Below are 15,737 nucleotides of genomic sequence, written 5' to 3'. Positions count from 1 at the left end.
ATTATGGCAATAATTGTAAACCTTGATGTTATGCTTGCTAAACGAAAAATGAAGAGTAAAGATTTAGCAGAAATTATTGGCATTACCACAGCGAACCTATCTATTTTAAAGTCTGGAAAAGCAAAAGCTATTCGTTTTTCAACATTAGAGGCAATATGTAAAGCTTTGGATTGTCAGCCTAGTGATATTTTAGAATACCAAGCTGAAGAATAAATTACTGAAAACTATCGATAAGTGGGAAAAAGCTATGAAAAACTTAACACTTTTCAGTAAATGAAAAACTCCTCAATCGGAGTTTTTTTTTATATTCTTAATGCTTGTTCTAAATCATCAATCAAGTCTTCTATATTCTCAATCCCCACACTCAAACGAACTAGAGAATCGGTAATTCCAATTTTCAATCGCTCTTCTTCAGGAATTGAACCATGCGTCATTGTAACAGGATGATTGGCCAAACTTTCAACACCACCTAAAGATTCGGCAAGTGTGAAAAGCTTCAGGTTTTCTAAAAACTTAAACGTTTCTTCTTTACTATCAGATTTCAATTTAAAAGAAACCATTCCCCCGAAGTCATTCATCTGTTTTTTTGCTACTACATGATTCGGGTGATTTTCAAATCCCGGATAATAAACCTTTCCAATTTTTGGATGATTATCTAAAAACTCAGCAACTGCTTTTCCGTTTTCACAATGACGTTGCATTCTTACGTCTAAAGTTTTCAATCCGCGTAAAGCTAAAAATGAATCCATTGGACCAGCGATTGCACCAGCTGCAAACTGTATAAAGTGAATTTCTTTCGCTAAATCTTCATTATTTACCATTAACGCTCCCATGACCAAATCGGAATGACCACCAATATATTTGGTCGCTGAGTGCATTACAATATCAGCTCCTAAATTTAGTGGTTGTTGGATGTAAGGAGTAGCAAAAGTATTATCCACAGCTACTAAAACTTCAGAATTTAGATTCTTAACAGCCTTAGTAATTTCCTCGATATCGGCAATTTTCATTAATGGATTTGTTGGTGTTTCAATCCAAACCAGTTTCGTATTCGAACCAATTGCATTAGAAACATTATCAACTTCATTCATATTCACATATTTGAAATGTAAATTGTACTTTTCAAATAATTGAGTGAACATTCGATAAGTTCCACCGTATAAATCATCTCCAGCAATTACTTCATCTCCTGGTTTTAATAATCTTAAAACACCATCAATCGCAGCCAATCCTGAAGCAAATGCAAAACCATGAGTTCCATTTTCAATAGCAGCTAATCCCTTTTCAAGAGCTGTTCTGGTTGGGTTTGTCGATCTAGAATAGGCGTATCCTTTATGTACACCAGGACTAGATTGCGCATAAGTAGAAGTTTGAAAAATAGGTGGCATAACAGAACCTGTTGCTTCCTCAGGTTTTTGACCTCCATGTATAACTTTTGTACTAAACTTCATACTGTAATTTTTTAAAAAATATTTTACACCAATTTAGTCAATGCCATAATAGTTCCTAAATGAATTCCTTCATGTAAGTTGTTAAAAGCAATTGCGTTATCAATCGAAGTTAACACAAAACCTGTACTTGTAGGGTATTCAGTATATTCTTGAAAAATTCCTTCTTTATAATCTTCCTCAAGTGTATCTGGCAAACCAGCTAATAATTCCTTTACATCTTCAAAATCTTCTGCATTCATTTCTTCGCTTGGACCTGTGCCTTTTCTATATTTTTCAATTAACTCATCTGGAACTAAACATTGCAAGCCAGACAATTTATAATGTAATAATTGTTGTGTAACTACTAAATGAGCAACATTCCAAACAATATTATTATTAAATCCTTCTGGAATTTTATGCAATTGTTCGTGAGTTAAGCCTTCAATTCTTTTTAAAACTAGTTCTCTTGATTTTTTTAAAATATCGAATTGTGTATCCATTTTCTGTTTATTTTAGCGTTGATAAAGATACTTATTTAACATGAAGAAAGTCTATTTTTTACAAACTTGTGATACCTGTAGAAGAATTTTAAGAGAAGTAAATCTTGACGGATTTGAAAAACAAGAAATAAAATTAAATCCGATAACTGTTAAACAATTAGAAGAGCTGTACAGCTATACCAAAAGCTATGAGGATTTGTTTAACAAAAGAGCTAAGTTATATAGAGAAATGGACTTAAAAAATCAGAATTTAACCGAAGATGATTACAAACAATATATATTGGATGAATACACTTTTTTAAAACGTCCTGTATTTATTGTAGATGACGAAATATTTGTTGGAAACAGTAAAAAAACTGTTGAGCAACTAAAAGAAAAGCTTCTCTAACGAGAAGCTTCTTTATTTTTTAAATCTGAAACTATTTCAGCAAATTCATCTTTGGTCAATGTAATTTTTAAACCTACCATAACCAACTGATCTTCATCGCTATTTGCCTTAACAATAATCTCTTTAATTAAGTCTCCTTTTTCTTTAAAGTAAATTGCAGCTTTGTCTTTTCCGTCCTTAACTTTTACTAAAGTTGTTAAGCCATTTTTTCTAGCAAATTTTCTAAAACTCTTTTCAATAGCATTTCCTTCATTATTGTAAACGGTTATTTTACAATGCTCTGCTTTTTTTAATAAAAGATCTATTTCTTCTGTATCTGCCTTGTCAGAAATTAAATTTGACAACGAAACAGGTACACTCATTGAAAATTGAGATTCTTCTTTATGATCTTTGTAGAAATCGTTATACGCCGTTTTTTGTGCCGTAATTGATACAGTTAAAAATAATAGTACTGCTGTAAATAATTGCTTCATAATACTTGGTTTTTTTAATGAAGACGAGCCTGAGAAAAATTTGTTACAAAAAAAGTCTCGCCAAAGCGAGACTCTCGATTAATTAACCAATAACCCAAATTAACTGGCTACTGAATTTTCCGATGCATTAACAGCAAGATTAAAAACAACTAGTCCAAAACCTATCTTATTAATTGCATCTCCAATATTGTAAACAACATCCATTGCTAATCCTCCAAAAATACCATCGTACCAACCTGGGGTTCCTGCCATATAACCAATTGGGTAAATTGCCCAACCAACTAATACGAACCAACATAACATTTTGTGGGCTGATAACACAGCACCTCCGGCCTTTTCAGCAAGTTTTTTAGCCGAACCAAGCCAAATTTCATAAACTATAACGAAATACGCGATACCTGAGATTAATCCCCATAACCATGCTTGATCTCTATAAACAGCTTCCCCAAAATATCCAGTCACTAACATGATAACTGATAATCCTATCAATTTCCACATTAAATCCTTCTTTGCTCCGGCTACTTTTAGTATTAAATAGAATTCAACGCACATTAAAGGAACAGTTAAAATCCAATCTACATATCTAAAAAATGTAGGTGAACTTCCGTTACTATACCAATAATCTCTCATATACCAATAGTGCACTGCGGCAATAAATGTGATTAAACCAGACACCAAAATAGAAGTCCTCCATTTTCTATCATAATTATTCATTGAAAAGAAAAAGAATACTGATGCTGCCATCATGGCCATACAGCCAACAAAAAACGTAAACCCTACATAATCGTCTGTAGCGATCTCAGGGGTGTTAATAAAAGTAAAAAGTGAGTTCATTTTGTAAAATTTTTATTTGTTTAATCAAATTTACAAAATATTAAACAAAATTGTTTAATTTTATACTATAAATATTAAACAAAATTATTCTTTTATGATTGATTTTAAGAGTTTTATAATTGTAGCCACTTTCTTCTCACTATGGATTTCGGTATATTTTAGTATCGAAGTAGAAAGCTTTTTGTCCTACATTTTAATACTCTCTTTTGGAATCGTTCATGGAGCGAATGACCTTAGACTTATAGAAAGAAAATATATTAATTTCAATAAATCAGTATTTACAAAAATACTTTTAGCCTACGTTTTGTTTGTAGGAATTACTGGAAGTATCTTTTATTTTTTTCCAATTACGGCACTAGTTCTTTTCGTTATTTTTAGTAGTTATCATTTTGGAGAGGAGCATTTATCATCAAAAATTGCTAAAGCTACTAAAACATCATTCTTATTGTATACGGTCCACGGTTTACTTATTTTTTCAATCATTTTTTTCTGTAATCAAAAGGCTGTCATTGAAATCATTCAAGAGATAACCAACAAAGTAGTTCCATCTCATTATTTTTCAATTTTTCTTAATGGGACAATTATATCTTTATCCTTACTGTTTATATTAAAATACAGACTGAAGGAAATTAAATTACTAGAAATATTAGAAGAGACATTCTATTTATTCATACTTTATGTGATATTCAAAACTGCCTCACTGATTTGGTCTTTTGCAATTTATTTCGTCTTCTGGCATAGCATTCCTTCTTTGATTAGACAAGTTAAATATCTCTACGGAAATCATAAAGTATCAAGTTTCAAAGATTATTTAAAATCATCTTTTCTGTATTGGGCAATTTCCATTATTGGTCTAGTTGTGATTTATTTCCTGTTTAACAACAATGAAAATCTATTCACTCCAATATTGTTTATTCTTTTGGCGTGTATTACGTTTCCCCATGTTTGGATTATTTCTCGACTTGATAAAGATTATTAATCTTCCTCTTTGACAGATAAGTATTGGTTCTCAACTCAGCATTTTCTCTAATATCTTGCCAAAATAAATTAATATCACCAGCGTGATAATTTTTTAGAAAAGACATAAAAAAGCGTAATGGAAATTTAGGATTCGTGCTCCAAACTAATCCATCGGTAATTTTTATTGAAAGTGCTTCGTCATAAATTTTACCATTTGTATATAAAAAACCTTTATGTTCCTCTAATGCAGTTTCTTTAGAGTTATCCCAAGTAATTGGATTGGTCGTAACACTTCCCTTGTACCAATCTTTATCTTTCTTAGGGTAATGACCTTTTTTATATGTATTCCAAGAAACAAAACCTCCCGTTTCATTTGGTTTAGTCATTGGATTAATTGAACTATATAAATCTGATTTAATTCTAATTCCAGGAATGTAAGCCGCTATCAATTGTTTTTGCAAAGGCTTTCCGTCAAAAAATTCTTTTAATAATCGAGAAGTATGCGTGGTTCCTTGACTATGACCAACCATAACAATTGGTCTTCCTTTATTATACTTTTTAAGATACACTTCAAAGGCATTTTTCACATCAGAATATGCTAATTCTTGCGCTTCTTTCCCACCATTTTTAAACATTCTATAAGAACGAATATGAGCTTGTCGATAATAAGGAACATATACTTTTCCAGAAGTTGCAAAAGCAGAAGCTTGCATTAAAACAGCTTTATTTAAAACCTTATTATTCTGCTCAGAATCTGTAATTGGAACATTCCAGCGAATGTCTTTCTTATCTGAAATTAACGTCGGATATACATAAAAAACATCTGCTTTTAAAGTATCGAGGTTCTTGGAAGCATACTTCTGAAACTCCGTTGTATATTTTGAAGGTAATACAGCCCAAAAAGTTTCTTTAGTATAATCTGGTTTTGGTGGAATATTGGCTTGCTGAAATGATTGTGTTTTGTAAGCAGATTTGCAGTTGTATAGTAGTACAACTGCAAATAAAAAATATAGAACTCTTGATAATCTTAATCTATTTATAATCCTCATATGATTTTTCTTCTACTAAATCAGAACCAGTGAGTGTATTTATATCTTTCTTCACCACCGATCGATCATCATTAGTAAAATAAACAGCACGAGCTAAATCAATAAATGTTTGTCCAAAATCTTTTTTTCGCTCACACTCTCTGATATCATCTTCAATTTTCCATAATTTTTTATTGATCGTTAATAAATCATTATGCAATTCTTTCAATTTAGATTCATCTGAAACTTCTTGATAAATACTTTTAATTATCGGAGTTAAAACATCATATTCGTTCTGAATATTCTTTAGCTTTTTTACATCCTTTATTTCTGAAAGCTTAATTTCTAAAATTGTGTATTTATCTACAATCTCACCGTTTGATACTTCTATCTTCATATATTAGTTTAAAATAAATTTAAGCGAAACGACGTTCGATGATTTCCATTAAACGAGTTTCATATTCTTCTTTGTCGCTCCAATCGTAATCAGGTTTTACCATTTTAATGATAAAACTTTTAGCTTCTTTTTCGGTTTTAAAGGTATTTAATTGAGAAACAACTCTATTAAAATCAGCTTGATCTCCGTTAAACAAATGATTTACAAAAGCTATACGGTCGTTTAAATCGATTTTAATAGTGTTTTGTAAAACATCGTTTATGGTTTTTTGAGGTTCTACTTTCTGAAACAAGTCTGCCATTACATCAACTGGCAATGTATCTTGAAGTTCATCTTCAAGAGTTGGAGCAGCGTGGTCTTCAATTTTCTTTACATCTGGAGCTTCTGGTAAAACTTCTTCTTCTCCAAATAATAAGTTTTCTAACTCATCAAAAGGTTGTTCAATAATTTCTTCTACAACTTCAGTTGTTTCTTTCACCTCTTCTTGCTCGTCAAGTTGACTACTAACAAGATCTTGAACAACTTCTAACTCTTCCTCAACTTTTTCATTTGTTATTGCTTCTTGTATAGCTTCCTCAATAACATTTTCGACTTCACCTCCTTCAAGCTCCGTGTTAAATTCATCTAACTGATGAATTACCACTTCATTTTCTTCTTTCTTTTCTGCTACAATAGACTTCTCTATTTTTTGAATCAACTCTTCTTTAGTTTCTTCTGCATGAGGAGTTGTGTTAATATACTCTTCAACATAAGCCAAAAGGGCTAACTTTTCATAAACTTCATACGCCTTTTCTTTTAACGCCATAACATCTTCCTTGTTTTTCATTTGTAAGATGCTGTGTGCTAAACTAGTTAAATCAGAAGCCAATTTTTTGTGCATAAGTTCTTTGTAGGTTTTAATTTTTACCTTTAAATTTTAATAAATTTGTTTTCTATTAAAAGTGAAGCAAAAATAAATAATTGAGCATTAAAATTACAAAATGTTTCTTGAAAACACAGTAAATCATACAGAACAATTTGGGTGGATTGAGGTAATTTGTGGCTCAATGTTTTCTGGTAAAACCGAAGAGCTTATCCGACGTTTAAAGCGTGCAAAATTTGCAAAGCAACGCGTTGAGATATTTAAACCGGCAATTGATGTTAGATACGATGAGGAAGAAGTCGTTTCTCATAATGATAATAGAATTCGTTCTACACCTGTCCCAGCCTCTGCAAATATTAGATTACTAGCGAATAACGTAGATGTTGTTGGTATTGATGAAGCACAGTTTTTTGATGATGAAATAGTTGCTGTTTGTAACGATTTAGCAAACAGAGGCATTCGTGTAATTGTTGCTGGACTAGACATGGACTTTAAAGGAAATCCTTTTGGACCAATGCCTGCTTTAATGGCTACAGCTGAGTACGTAACCAAAGTGCATGCTGTATGCACTAGAACAGGAAATTTAGCTCATTACAGTTTTAGAAAAGCGGAAGGGGACAATATTGTTATGTTGGGAGAAACCCAAGAATACGAGCCTTTAAGCAGAGCTGCTTACTATAAAGCAATCCAAGAACAAAGCAAAAGTAAATTAGAGGAAGAAGAATGAATAATCATGTAACGGTTTTAGAGATTGATGCAAACGCTGTATTGCACAATCTACAATATTTTAAAAAACGCTTACAACCTAACACAAAAATCTTAGCGGTTGTTAAAGCTTTTGGTTATGGCAGTGATGCAATTGAAATAGCTAAAATTGTTAAGGATCATGTTGATTATTTTTCAGTTGCTTATTGTAATGAAGGAATTGCTTTACGTGAAGCAGGAATAGAAACTCCTATTTTAGTATTGCACCCTCAAATACAGAATATTGCTGATATTGTTAAATATAGATTAGAACCAAATTTATACAACTTCAAAATATTTGAAGCTTTCTTAAATTATGCTTCAGATGTTCCTTTAATGAATTACCCCATTCATATCAAATTCAATACTGGACTAAATAGATTAGGATTTTGGCACTCTGATATTCCTAATATTTTGGCACGACTGAAAAAATCAAGTAACGTAGTTGTTCAGTCTATTTTTTCACACTTAGCTGCAAGTGAAGATTTAAATGAGCAAGAATTCACAGTTGGACAGATTAATAACTTCGCTTATATAGTAAAACAAATTTATACGCATTTAGGATATGAACCTATGATTCATATTTTAAACACATCTGGTGTTATTCATTATCCACAGGCGCAATTTGATATGGTTCGAATAGGTATTGGTTTATATGGATTTAGCAATACACCTAAAGAAACTTCAGAATTAAAAAACACCCATAGCCTGAAATCTATAATTTCACAAATTCATACGATCCAACCAGGAGAAACAGTAGGTTATAACAGAGCTTTTGTGGCAAGTAAACCAACCAAAAGTGCAACCATACCAGTGGGACATGCAGATGGAATTTCCAGACGATTAGGGAATAAAAATGGTTTTGTGATTGTTAATAATCAACCGGCACCGATTATTGGAAATGTTTGTATGGACATGATTATGGTTGATGTTACAAAAATAGACTGCAAAGAAGGTGATGAGGTAATTATATTTAATCACCAACAGCACATAGAGTATATGGCTCACAAATGTGAAACCATTCCTTATGAAATTTTAACCGCTATTTCACAACGAGTAAAAAGATTGGTAAAGCATTAATTTTTTTATAAATTACCATCTATTAATAATCAAAAACTAAAACACATGGGAATGCTAAAAGAGTTTAAAGACTTCGCTATGAAGGGTAACTTAGTAGACATTGCGGTTGGTTTCGTAATGGGTGCTGGTTTCAACAAAGTAGTTTCTTCTTTTACTGGAGGAATTGTTTCTCCGCTAATAGGAATGATTGGAGGAACTAATTTTAATGATTTAAAATACGTACTTAAAGAAGGAGTTGCGGATGACTTAACAGGCAAAGTAACAGGTGAAGTTGCTGTTTTATACGGTGCATTTATTACAAATGTTATTGACTTTATCATTGTTGCATTTGTAATGTTCATGATTGTAAAAGGTGTTAACGCCATGAAGAAAAAAGAAGAGGAAGCTCCAGCTGCTCCAGCAGGACCAACTCAAGAAGAGTTATTAGCTGAAATTAGAGACTTATTAAAGAAGAACTAATACGTTTTTCTTTTAACTACTACATAAAAAGCTCGCAATATTGCGAGCTTTTGACTTTTATAGATAAAATTTTACATATGCTTACCTTTGTTCCATCCATGTTTTCCTAAGTATTGTTCTCCACTTTCGACAGCCCCGTCTTCAATACTTGTTCCCATAGAATCATTCCAACGATTTAAATAACCGAATAAAGAAATAACACCTAACATTTCTACAATTTCACCTTCATTCCAATGTTCGTATAATCTTTCTTTAATAGTTTCGTCAACAACATTTGGAACTAAAGATGCAGCTAAAGAAAAATCTAAAGCAGCTCTTTCAGCTTCAGTAAAAGCTGGATGTGTTTTATACTCCCAAATATTATCTAACTTTTCTTGTTCTGCTCCATATCGTTCAGCAGCTCTAATAGCATGAGCCTGGCAATATCTACATCCTGTAGCATTACTACTAACCCAAGCAATCATTCTTTTTAAAGCAGAAGTAACACGGCCGTGGTTAGCCATTACTGCTTTATTCAGGTTTATAAATGCTTTTGATATATCTGGTCTTCTTTGCATAGTTAATACCGAATTTGGGCAAAAACCAAGTGTTTCATTATAAAAATCCGACAACCTTTTTGTTTCCTCATCATGATTAGGATCCAACGGAGTTACTAATGGCATAATTTATTTTTTAAGTAGTTTTGTAATTCTATACAAGAAACGAAAAAAATCTCATATGGCATCAAATATTGTAACTACAGAATGGCAGAAAAACCTATTATTTAAGAGTGATAATCCAAACGGAGCTCACGTTTTAATGGATACTTCATTCGCTAATGGAGGAAACGAAGTTGGCGCTTCTCCAAAAGCTTTAATGCTATCTTCATTAGCTGGATGTTCAGGCTTAGATGTTGTAATGATAGCAGAAAAAATGAGAACTTCTTTTGATGATTTAAAAATCATAGTAGAAGCGAATTTAACTGAAGAACATCCTAAATATTACAATAAAGTTCACGTGAAGTATCTTTTCGAAGGAACAGCGTTAGATGAAGAAAAATTAACCAAAGTTGTAAATTTATCTATCGAAAAATACTGTGGTGTAATGGAAATGTTCCGTCAATTTTCAACAGTTACAACAGAAATAATCTTTAACGAGAAGTAGTTTATTTCCGCAATAAACTTAAAGGACCTTTTTTACGAATTATTCTCCCATTCTTATCTGTTACTTCAATAGAAAACCAATACGTATCTGACGGGAGAATATTTCCATTGTAAGTTCCATCCCAATTACTCGAAGTATCTGAATTTTCATATAGAAGCTTTCCATATCTATTAAAAATTCTAATTTTAGAAGATGAATATTCAATTACACTAAAACCTTCTACACTCCACTCATCTTTTACACCATCGCTATTTGGAGTAAAAAAGGATGGATAATTGAAAACTGAAAATTCAAATGGTAATGTACCACAGCCATTTTTATCTCTTACATACAGTGTGTAAATTCCTGGTTGCAAGTTTTGAAAAACACCATCCTCCTTGTAATTAATATCATCAATTGAATACTCATAAGAACCTGCTCCCAAATTTGATCCTACTACAATAATTGAATTGTTATTAGAGTCATCAATGATTTCAATATCCTCTAATTTTAATGTCGCAATTTCGGAATTTTTCACATTTACTGTTTTTACTTCTGACTCACAACCTAACTGTGACGTAGCCTGCACAAAATATATTCCCGACTGAGTAATATTTGCAGTCATCTGATTAGAGATTACAGTGCCATTTTCATCTTTCCATTCATACATATGATCCGGTCCATTTGGATTTGAAATCGATAATTCCAGCGATCCAACATTCAAACATAAAACCTGATTCTCGTCCACTTCAAAATCAGGAATAACGTTATTCGTAGTAACTGAAACCATAGTTCTGTTAGAAGACACACAACCATTTGAGCTAACCGCTTCAACAAAGTAATCTGTATCAGAAGAAACATTTACTTCAAATATATTTCCTGTAGAAATTACAGTTGTACTTGATGCAGTTTCATACCAACTAACTATTCCTTCAGAAGGAGTCGCTCCTATTGTTACAGTGCCCGAACTTCCACAAACGAAACCGTTTTGAGTCCCTGTTATTACAGGTAAATTATTTACAGTTGCTGTTACTCTTGTTCGCATGAATGATGTGCAACCTCCAACTGATATAGTAACATAAAAATTTTGTGATGAATTTAATACGGGTGTAGTAAAAGTTGTTCCTGTTCCTAATAAATTTCCACCAACCTCGGTATCAAACCAAAGAATAGTTCCCTCAGAAGCATTTGCCGATAACGAAACCGTTCCTGAACCACAGATTTCATTTTCAGTAGTTGAAATTATTTCAGGTATATAAATTCGAGTTGTAGCAGAAATATTTAAAATTGGATCATCTGGCCAACCACCATATTCTACAATATATCCTTTTGGCTCATAAACTCCAGTATCTCCATTTAGGGGTAAATCATTCCATGAACCGATAATTCCAATAGAGTCATCTGTTATATGAGCATAATCTTCTCCTGCTCCGAAATCATTAGGCTCTCCTGTATTCCAAAATGCAAAATTCGGGGTTGAACCATTAAAGTTACCGTTCCAAAAAATTGTTCCATCCTCAGGGCCTGTTGCCCATTTCCAAACACCTTCAGTTTCTTGATCAGTTCCACCAATCCATCCTGCACCATTTGATTGCTCTCCAACAAAACCAGCTTCGTCTGCTGATGTAATTGTTGCTAAATATCCACTTAATCCAAAATAAGTTCTATTTTCTGCTAAGATTTTTGCTTGTGACCAAGAGATTCCAATATCAGAGACAAATTCATAATAATGTTGTGTTGATGGTAAAAAATTAGCATCACCCACGGTTAATGAAAATATTTTTTCATCCGAAATTGCTGGATCTGAACTTTGAAAAACCACATCAGCAACAGCTTGTTCTATGTCCGTTAACAAAAGAGCGCTTCCTCCAGTCCCTGTAAACATTAATTTTCCCTCACGATTATCCCAACTAGTTATAATATTTGGATGAGATCCTGTTAATATTAAAATATCTGAAGTTGCATCATAATTAGCCGAAATCTGAATTGAAAAAGAATCCAAAGTTGTATCATCAGAATCAGTAATTGTAAAACTAGTTGCAATAGGTATTTGACTTAACGGACAATAACTTTGATTCCCTGACTCAGTTAAAACAGGTGGCTGATTTTGTCCAAAAACCTGAAACTGGAATAATAAGAAAAGAAGAACACCAAATACCAGTTTTTTTGATTTCATAAAGGAATGGATTACTTTTACCTGTTAAAACAAATTTACGTTTTTTAAAATTATGCGATGGAAACTTAAATCAACGCCAGATTTGGCAATAACAAAAAAATTAGCTGATGAATTATCTATTAACACCAAACTTGCCTCTATATTGGTTCAAAGAGGTATTACAACTTTTGATGAAGCGAAACATTTTTTTCGACCATCATTAGACGATCTACATGATCCTTTTTTAATGAAGGACATGGACAAAGCAGTAACAAGATTACAAACTGCTATTGATAACAATGAACAAATTTTAATTTATGGAGATTACGATGTAGATGGAACCACTTCTGTTTCATTACTCTATAATTACTTAATTGAACATTATAATAATGTAGCCACATATATTCCGGATAGGTACAAGGAAGGTTATGGTATATCGTTTCAAGGTATTGACTTTGCTAGTGATAATGATTTTTCACTAATTATTGCTTTGGATTGTGGTATAAAAGCTATTGATAAAGTGGCTTACGCAACAGAAAAAGGAATTGATTTCATTATTTGTGATCACCACAAACCTGGAGATGAAATTCCTAAGGCGGTTGCAGTTCTTAATCCTAAAAGAGTGGATTGCGAGTACCCTTATAAAGAACTTTGTGGCTGCGGAGTTGGATTTAAATTAATTCAAGCTCATGCTATTACGAATGGAGTTGAAGTCACTGAACTTCTTACGTTTTTAGATTTAGTAGCAACGGCAATTGCTGCGGATATTGTTCCTATGACGGGTGAAAATAGAGTTTTAGCCTATTATGGATTAAAAGTAATTAATGAACAACCTCGAATCGGAATTAAAGCGCTTATTAAATCCATAGAGAAGAAAGAACTAACTATTTCTGATGTCGTTTTTATTATTGCACCAAGAATTAATGCAGCGGGAAGAATAAAACATGCCAATTATGCTGTGGAATTATTAACTTCAACTGATATTGAAATTGCGACTGAAATAGCTTCGTCTATTGAAAAATTTAATGCTCATAGAAAAGAATTAGACAAAGAAATTGCGGAAGCAGCCTTACTTCAAATTAAAGAAAATAACGAGACCGAGAAATTCACTACAGTTGTTTATAATGAAGATTGGCACAAAGGAGTTATAGGAATTGTAGCTTCAAGATTAACCGAAACTTATTATAGACCAACAGTCGTTTTTACTAAAAGCGAAGGAAAACTTACTGCATCTGCTAGATCAGTGAAAGGTTTTGATGTTTATGATGCTTTGAATGAATGTTCCGAATTCATTGAACAGTTTGGTGGACATAAATATGCCGCTGGGCTAACAATTAAGCCTGAGAACTACGAAAAATTTAAAACTAAATTTGAAGAGGTAGTTAAAAACACAATAAACAAAGAGTTACTCACACCTGAAATCATTGTTGATGCAGAACTTGAATTTGCTGACATTTCTCCAAAGTTTTATCGAATTATTCAACAAATGGCTCCTTTTGGTCCTGAAAATAGGAAACCAGTTTTTAAAAGCTCATCCGTTAGAGATAATGGATATGGAAAACAAGTTGGACAAGATAAATCTCATTTAAAGCTCACGCTTTTTCAAGGAAACCCTAAGAATATTCTTGCAGCAATTGGTTTTAGCATGGGTGATAAAATAAATAAAATTGAAAACGATTTTGATGTTTTATATCAGATAGATGAAAACACATGGAATGGAAGAACTTCGTTACAGTTACTATTAAAAGATTTGAAATAGTTTATTTAGAATAAATCTAAATAATTATATTTGTTCTATAATCAATAACTCAGATTATGGAAGAAATAGTTAAAATATATGACAATCAAATAGGAATTTCATTTCAATGGAAACATTCTTGTTCCCTACTTACTCAAGTTATATTTAGAGATACAGGGTTTCATCTGACAGAAGATGAAATTGAATTATTTATTGAAAAAACAATAGACTCAAAAAAACAAAAGAAATGTCGTGAGTGTCCAATGGGTGAAGATTGTAGATCTCTTTTATTACAAACACCATCTAACAAGGTTAGCCTAGCAGTTTCATCGATAGAACTGGGACAAATAGAAGACTTATTACGAGGAACCTTATTTCAGTTACGATTGAATAACTATTTAGTAGATATATGTAAAAACTAAAAACCCAGCTGATTAGCTGGGTTTTCTTACTATTTTTTTTCTTTTATAAGGTACAAATAAACTGGAAAGTGATCACTATATCCTCCCGTAAATTGTCCGTTAGAAAAACTTCTAAAAGGATAACCTTTATAGCGTCCTTTACTTTGAACCATAAAACGCTTGTTGAAAATCCCAGACTTAAACATCTTATATGTTGAGAAATCTTTTCTACCCTTTTTATTCAATAAAGGTGAAGTAAAAAGGATTTGGTCAAATAAACTTAAATTATCTCTATACGCAGTTGTATTCAATCCTTTTTCAAACATTCTTTCGTAAGGATTATAAATATCTCCTTTTTGAACATCCTCTTTATCCGCCTTTGTTTTTAATACTTCTTTAAATGACTTATTCATAGGATCATCGTTAAAATCACCCATAATCATAATTTTAGCATTTTTATCCTCTTCCTTAATCTTTTCGATTATCTGAGTTACTTTATATGCAGCCTTTTCTCTTAGAGGACTGCTCTTTGCTTCACCACCTCTTCTTGAAGGCCAATGATTAACAATAACATGAACTAACTCATCATCTAAATAACCTGAGACCCTTAAAATATCTCTCGTGTAAACTTTTCTGTTTTCTGAAAATATATTAGGATTTACAGCTTCGTAATGAACAGGCTTAAAATAACGTTGTTGGTACAATAACGCTACATCAATACCTCTTTTATCCGGAGAATCAAAATGAATAATCCCGTAACGCATTTTCTTTAACCTATCAGAATTAACTAAATCCTCAAGTACTTGCTTATTTTCTATTTCAGACACCCCAATAATAGCAGGACCCGTTTTCGCTTTTTCCTCTCCTATTTGACTAATAACCTCCGCTAACTTGTCAATTTTACTCCAATAAACTTTCGATTTGTTGGTATTTAATTCCATAATCGGACTAGCCTCATCATTTTTTGAGGTGTCATTTATGGTATCAAATAAGTTTTCAAGATTATAAAATGCAACAGTTCTAATCTTATACTTCTTTTGTGCGTTAACAAATAAACTACTCATTAACAACACACTTAACAACAGTAATCTTCTCATCTTTAAAATTTAACTCGGCAAAAATAATACAAATTCCAAGCCACATTTTATAGAGTTATTAACAATCTG

19 protein-coding genes are annotated in these 15,737 nt (G+C 32.2%); 9 read left to right on the top strand and 10 right to left on the bottom strand.

The genetic code is table 11. The features are described 5' to 3' along the window. Positions 1-3 precede the first annotated feature (3 nt). A complete protein-coding gene (locus tag ACOSP6_RS08590) occupies positions 4-213 on the top strand; it encodes a helix-turn-helix domain-containing protein (protein ID WP_422095116.1) in 210 nt (69 codons plus the stop codon). An 89-nt stretch (positions 214-302) separates the two neighbouring features. Here ACOSP6_RS08590 and ACOSP6_RS08585 read toward each other — a convergent pair whose 3' ends face one another. Then, positions 303-1,451 (bottom strand): cystathionine gamma-synthase, encoded by a 1,149-nt coding sequence (locus ACOSP6_RS08585; protein ID WP_422095115.1) that lies wholly within the window; start codon positions 1,449-1,451, stop codon positions 303-305. 23 nt (positions 1,452-1,474) lie between these two features. Further along, entirely contained in the window at positions 1,475-1,930 is a 456-nt protein-coding gene (locus ACOSP6_RS08580) for a DinB family protein (RefSeq protein ID WP_422095114.1), read from the bottom strand. A 40-nt stretch (positions 1,931-1,970) separates the two neighbouring features. On the opposite strand from ACOSP6_RS08580, the gene ACOSP6_RS08575 reads away from it, so the two are divergent. Then, positions 1,971-2,318 carry an arsenate reductase family protein gene (locus tag ACOSP6_RS08575; RefSeq protein ID WP_422095113.1) on the top strand — a complete coding sequence of 116 codons (348 nt, stop codon included), beginning with the start codon at positions 1,971-1,973 and terminating at the stop codon, positions 2,316-2,318. On the opposite strand, the gene ACOSP6_RS08570 is transcribed toward ACOSP6_RS08575, so the two are convergent. Both ACOSP6_RS08570 and ACOSP6_RS08565 read right to left on the bottom strand, forming a co-directional pair. Next, positions 2,315-2,791, bottom strand: coding sequence for a DUF4252 domain-containing protein (locus ACOSP6_RS08570; RefSeq protein ID WP_422095112.1), 477 nt, complete (start codon positions 2,789-2,791; stop codon positions 2,315-2,317). The genes ACOSP6_RS08575 and ACOSP6_RS08570 overlap by 4 nt on opposite strands. A 99-nt stretch (positions 2,792-2,890) precedes the next feature. Next, complete coding sequence (locus tag ACOSP6_RS08565) at positions 2,891-3,625, bottom strand: bacteriorhodopsin-like (RefSeq protein ID WP_422095111.1); 735 nt, start codon at positions 3,623-3,625, stop codon at positions 2,891-2,893. A gap of 94 nt (positions 3,626-3,719) precedes the next feature. On the opposite strand from ACOSP6_RS08565, the gene ACOSP6_RS08560 reads away from it, so the two are divergent. Continuing rightward, a complete protein-coding gene (locus ACOSP6_RS08560; protein WP_422095110.1) occupies positions 3,720-4,604 on the top strand; it encodes a Brp/Blh family beta-carotene 15,15'-dioxygenase in 885 nt (294 codons plus the stop codon). On the opposite strand, the gene ACOSP6_RS08555 is transcribed toward ACOSP6_RS08560, so the two are convergent. Genes ACOSP6_RS08555 through ACOSP6_RS08545 form a run of 3 tightly spaced genes read right to left on the bottom strand, consistent with a single transcriptional unit; the run spans position 4,576 to position 6,890 of the window. After that, positions 4,576-5,634, bottom strand: a complete 1,059-nt coding sequence (locus ACOSP6_RS08555; RefSeq protein WP_422095109.1) for a DUF3089 domain-containing protein — start codon at positions 5,632-5,634, stop codon at positions 4,576-4,578. The genes ACOSP6_RS08560 and ACOSP6_RS08555 overlap by 29 nt on opposite strands. Beyond that, the gene (locus ACOSP6_RS08550) at positions 5,618-6,010 is read right to left on the bottom strand and encodes a DUF6165 family protein (RefSeq protein ID WP_422095108.1); all 393 of its coding nucleotides are present in this window, start codon (positions 6,008-6,010) and stop codon (positions 5,618-5,620) included. Before ACOSP6_RS08550 ends, ACOSP6_RS08555 begins: the two co-directional genes overlap by 17 nt. 19 nt (positions 6,011-6,029) lie before the next feature. Beyond that, the gene (locus ACOSP6_RS08545; protein WP_422095107.1) at positions 6,030-6,890 is read right to left on the bottom strand and encodes a hypothetical protein; all 861 of its coding nucleotides are present in this window, start codon (positions 6,888-6,890) and stop codon (positions 6,030-6,032) included. A 100-nt stretch (positions 6,891-6,990) separates the two neighbouring features. Here ACOSP6_RS08545 and ACOSP6_RS08540 point away from each other — a divergent pair, with 100 nt between their 5' ends. The 3 genes from ACOSP6_RS08540 to mscL are packed head-to-tail and all read left to right on the top strand — an operon-like array spanning position 6,991 to position 9,155. Continuing rightward, complete coding sequence (locus ACOSP6_RS08540; RefSeq protein WP_422095106.1) at positions 6,991-7,599, top strand: thymidine kinase; 609 nt, start codon at positions 6,991-6,993, stop codon at positions 7,597-7,599. Further along, a complete protein-coding gene (gene alr / locus ACOSP6_RS08535) occupies positions 7,596-8,696 on the top strand; it encodes an alanine racemase (RefSeq protein WP_422095105.1) in 1,101 nt (366 codons plus the stop codon). Before ACOSP6_RS08540 ends, alr begins: the two co-directional genes overlap by 4 nt. Positions 8,697-8,741: 45 nt before the next feature. After that, positions 8,742-9,155 (top strand): large-conductance mechanosensitive channel protein MscL, encoded by a 414-nt coding sequence (mscL, locus tag ACOSP6_RS08530; protein WP_422095104.1) that lies wholly within the window; start codon positions 8,742-8,744, stop codon positions 9,153-9,155. Between the two features lie 71 nt (positions 9,156-9,226). On the opposite strand, the gene ACOSP6_RS08525 is transcribed toward mscL, so the two are convergent. After that, complete coding sequence (locus ACOSP6_RS08525; protein ID WP_422095103.1) at positions 9,227-9,817, bottom strand: carboxymuconolactone decarboxylase family protein; 591 nt, start codon at positions 9,815-9,817, stop codon at positions 9,227-9,229. Positions 9,818-9,872: 55 nt separating this feature from the next. On the opposite strand from ACOSP6_RS08525, the gene ACOSP6_RS08520 reads away from it, so the two are divergent. Beyond that, on the top strand, positions 9,873-10,298 hold the full coding sequence (locus ACOSP6_RS08520; protein ID WP_422095102.1) for an OsmC family protein: 426 nt from the start codon (positions 9,873-9,875) through the stop codon (positions 10,296-10,298). Between the two features lies 1 nt (position 10,299). Here the strand turns inward: ACOSP6_RS08520 and ACOSP6_RS08515 are convergent, their stop codons facing one another. After that, positions 10,300-12,453, bottom strand: a complete 2,154-nt coding sequence (locus ACOSP6_RS08515) for a T9SS type B sorting domain-containing protein (protein WP_422095101.1) — start codon at positions 12,451-12,453, stop codon at positions 10,300-10,302. A gap of 52 nt (positions 12,454-12,505) precedes the next feature. Between ACOSP6_RS08515 and recJ the strand changes: the two genes are divergently transcribed. Both recJ and ACOSP6_RS08505 read left to right on the top strand, forming a co-directional pair. Beyond that, positions 12,506-14,191: a single-stranded-DNA-specific exonuclease RecJ gene (recJ, locus tag ACOSP6_RS08510; protein ID WP_422095100.1), complete on the top strand. Its 1,686-nt coding sequence runs from the start codon at positions 12,506-12,508 to the stop codon at positions 14,189-14,191. Positions 14,192-14,247: 56 nt separating this feature from the next. Then, positions 14,248-14,592, top strand: coding sequence for a hypothetical protein (locus tag ACOSP6_RS08505; RefSeq protein WP_422095099.1), 345 nt, complete (start codon positions 14,248-14,250; stop codon positions 14,590-14,592). A 29-nt stretch (positions 14,593-14,621) separates the two neighbouring features. On the opposite strand, the gene ACOSP6_RS08500 is transcribed toward ACOSP6_RS08505, so the two are convergent. Further along, on the bottom strand, positions 14,622-15,668 hold the full coding sequence (locus tag ACOSP6_RS08500; RefSeq protein WP_422095098.1) for an endonuclease/exonuclease/phosphatase family protein: 1,047 nt from the start codon (positions 15,666-15,668) through the stop codon (positions 14,622-14,624). Between the last annotated feature and the right edge of the window lie 69 nt (positions 15,669-15,737).

Source organism: Tenacibaculum sp. MEBiC06402 (assembly GCF_049239625.1).
Taxonomy (GTDB): Bacteria; Bacteroidota; Bacteroidia; order Flavobacteriales; family Flavobacteriaceae; genus Polaribacter.
Note: the sequence above shows the minus strand (reverse complement) of the source record. Positions and strands in the feature narration are given on the sequence as shown.

What these genes read in the sequence shown, in the direction of transcription:
- ACOSP6_RS08590 (WP_422095116.1), top strand. Translation starts at nt 4, where the DNA reads ATGGCAATAATTGTAAACCTTGATGTTATGCTTGCTAAACGAAAAATG.
- ACOSP6_RS08585 (WP_422095115.1), bottom strand. Translation starts at nt 1,451, where the DNA reads ATGAAGTTTAGTACAAAAGTTATACATGGAGGTCAAAAACCTGAGGAA.
- ACOSP6_RS08580 (WP_422095114.1), bottom strand. Translation starts at nt 1,930, where the DNA reads ATGGATACACAATTCGATATTTTAAAAAAATCAAGAGAACTAGTTTTA.
- ACOSP6_RS08575 (WP_422095113.1), top strand. Translation starts at nt 1,971, where the DNA reads ATGAAGAAAGTCTATTTTTTACAAACTTGTGATACCTGTAGAAGAATT.
- ACOSP6_RS08570 (WP_422095112.1), bottom strand. Translation starts at nt 2,791, where the DNA reads ATGAAGCAATTATTTACAGCAGTACTATTATTTTTAACTGTATCAATT.
- ACOSP6_RS08565 (WP_422095111.1), bottom strand. Translation starts at nt 3,625, where the DNA reads ATGAACTCACTTTTTACTTTTATTAACACCCCTGAGATCGCTACAGAC.
- ACOSP6_RS08560 (WP_422095110.1), top strand. Translation starts at nt 3,720, where the DNA reads ATGATTGATTTTAAGAGTTTTATAATTGTAGCCACTTTCTTCTCACTA.
- ACOSP6_RS08555 (WP_422095109.1), bottom strand. Translation starts at nt 5,634, where the DNA reads ATGAGGATTATAAATAGATTAAGATTATCAAGAGTTCTATATTTTTTA.
- ACOSP6_RS08550 (WP_422095108.1), bottom strand. Translation starts at nt 6,010, where the DNA reads ATGAAGATAGAAGTATCAAACGGTGAGATTGTAGATAAATACACAATT.
- ACOSP6_RS08545 (WP_422095107.1), bottom strand. Translation starts at nt 6,890, where the DNA reads ATGCACAAAAAATTGGCTTCTGATTTAACTAGTTTAGCACACAGCATC.
- ACOSP6_RS08540 (WP_422095106.1), top strand. Translation starts at nt 6,991, where the DNA reads ATGTTTCTTGAAAACACAGTAAATCATACAGAACAATTTGGGTGGATT.
- alr (WP_422095105.1), top strand. Translation starts at nt 7,596, where the DNA reads ATGAATAATCATGTAACGGTTTTAGAGATTGATGCAAACGCTGTATTG.
- mscL (WP_422095104.1), top strand. Translation starts at nt 8,742, where the DNA reads ATGGGAATGCTAAAAGAGTTTAAAGACTTCGCTATGAAGGGTAACTTA.
- ACOSP6_RS08525 (WP_422095103.1), bottom strand. Translation starts at nt 9,817, where the DNA reads ATGCCATTAGTAACTCCGTTGGATCCTAATCATGATGAGGAAACAAAA.
- ACOSP6_RS08520 (WP_422095102.1), top strand. Translation starts at nt 9,873, where the DNA reads ATGGCATCAAATATTGTAACTACAGAATGGCAGAAAAACCTATTATTT.
- ACOSP6_RS08515 (WP_422095101.1), bottom strand. Translation starts at nt 12,453, where the DNA reads ATGAAATCAAAAAAACTGGTATTTGGTGTTCTTCTTTTCTTATTATTC.
- recJ (WP_422095100.1), top strand. Translation starts at nt 12,506, where the DNA reads ATGCGATGGAAACTTAAATCAACGCCAGATTTGGCAATAACAAAAAAA.
- ACOSP6_RS08505 (WP_422095099.1), top strand. Translation starts at nt 14,248, where the DNA reads ATGGAAGAAATAGTTAAAATATATGACAATCAAATAGGAATTTCATTT.
- ACOSP6_RS08500 (WP_422095098.1), bottom strand. Translation starts at nt 15,668, where the DNA reads ATGAGAAGATTACTGTTGTTAAGTGTGTTGTTAATGAGTAGTTTATTT.